The 1,593-nt window shown below is 60.2% G+C and carries 2 protein-coding genes; both read left to right on the plus strand.

Features of this window, described 5'->3' with window-relative positions; genetic code table 11:
• Window positions 1-822, plus strand: an 822-nt coding sequence (locus tag AC2FM3_RS17865; protein ID WP_496684587.1) for an efflux RND transporter periplasmic adaptor subunit, incomplete at its 5' end; no start/stop codon positions are given.
• A 3-nt stretch (window positions 823-825) separates the two neighbouring features.
• Window positions 826-1,593: efflux RND transporter permease subunit (locus AC2FM3_RS17870; RefSeq protein ID WP_496684590.1), on the plus strand; the 768-nt coding region annotated here is incomplete at its 3' end.

The following is a 1,593-nucleotide window of genomic DNA, read 5'->3' on the forward strand; positions in this document are numbered from 1 at the left end:
CTGGACCGTGCCGAGGCCAATCTGGAACTGGCCAAGGTGGATCTGGCCCGCAAGGAAGAGCTGTTCCGGCGCGAAGCCACGCCGGAATCGGAAGTGGACATTTCACGCGCCAACGAATTGGTCGCCGAGGCCGAAGTCAAAGCTGCACAGGCCGCGATCCGGCAGGCCGAACTGGACCTGAGCTATACAAAGATCCACGCACCGTTTGACGGCCGGCTAAGCCGGATCAATGTCAGCGTCGGCGATGTCGTCGGTCCGAACACCGAACCTCTGGTAAACCTGGTCAGCGAGGCTCCGATCTATGTGACTTTCTCGTTGAACGAGAGACAGTTCACCTCGGTGCTTCAAGCGGTCAACGAAACCGCATCGACCCTGGCCGAAAGCGAGAAGAGCCCGGTGGTCAAGCTGACCCTGCCAAACGGAACCGAGCTGCAAGAGACCGGCAAGATCGTGTTCGTCGACAACCGGATAGACCCTTTGACCGGCGCCATCACCTTGCGGGCCGAGTTTGAAAATACCGACCGCCTCATCGTCGACGGCGCTTTCGTCAACGTCCAGATCGAGGCGCTGGAACCCACGCTCGAGGTTCTGATTCCGCAGGCCGCCTTGCAGCGCGACCAGCGTGGCGAGTTCGTTCTGGTCGTAAACGACAAGCAGATGGTCGAACAACGGTACATCACCACGGGCAACAACGTGGGTTCTGCGGTGATCGTGAAGGAAGGCCTGCGCGAAGGCGAAAGCGTCATCGTCGAGGGGCTGCAGCGCGTGCGGCCCGGGGTGGCCGTGGACGCGGTCGTCGCTGCAGAACAGCCGGGAGAATAACCGATGTTTTCCGCCCTGTTCATCAGCCGGCCCAAGCTGGCCTTCGTCATTTCACTGGTCCTGACGATCATGGGCATGATCGGTTACATGGTTTTGCCGGTGGCGCAGTTTCCCGACATCACGCCCCCGGTGGTCAGCGTTTCGACCAATTATACGGGCGCAAATGCCGAAACCGTGGAAAACACAGTGGCCGCCCCGATCGAGGCGCAGGTCAACGGCGTGGACGACATGATCTACATGACCTCCACCTCGTCGGACAACGGATCCTATTCGCTAAACATCACCTTCGAGGTCGGCACCGACCCGGATATCGCCTCGGTCAACGTTCAGAACCGGGTGGCGCAGGCCATGTCGTCGCTGCCCGCCGAGGTCACCGCGTCTGGGGTCGTAACCCAGAAAGCGTCGACCAACATGCTGCTGCTGGTGACGCTGACCTCGCCCAGTGGCACCTATGACAGCGTGTTTCTGTCGAACTACGCGTCGATCAACCTCAAGGATGCGTTGGCGCGGGTGCAGGGCGTGGGCAAAGCCGATGTTCTGACCAATCTGGAATACGCTATGCGGATCTGGATGGACCCTGACAAGATGGCTGCCCTGTCGATCACGCCAGGTGACGTGATTTCGGCCATTCGCGAACAGAATATCGAGGTGTCGGCTGGCTCGATCGGTGCCCCGCCAGTGCCCGAGGGCCAGACCTTTCAATACACGATCAAGACCAAAGGACGCCTGACATCGGCCAATGAATTCGGCGATATCGTTATCCGCACCGGC

It is taken from the genome of Ruegeria sp. BHSB172, from assembly GCF_059613165.1.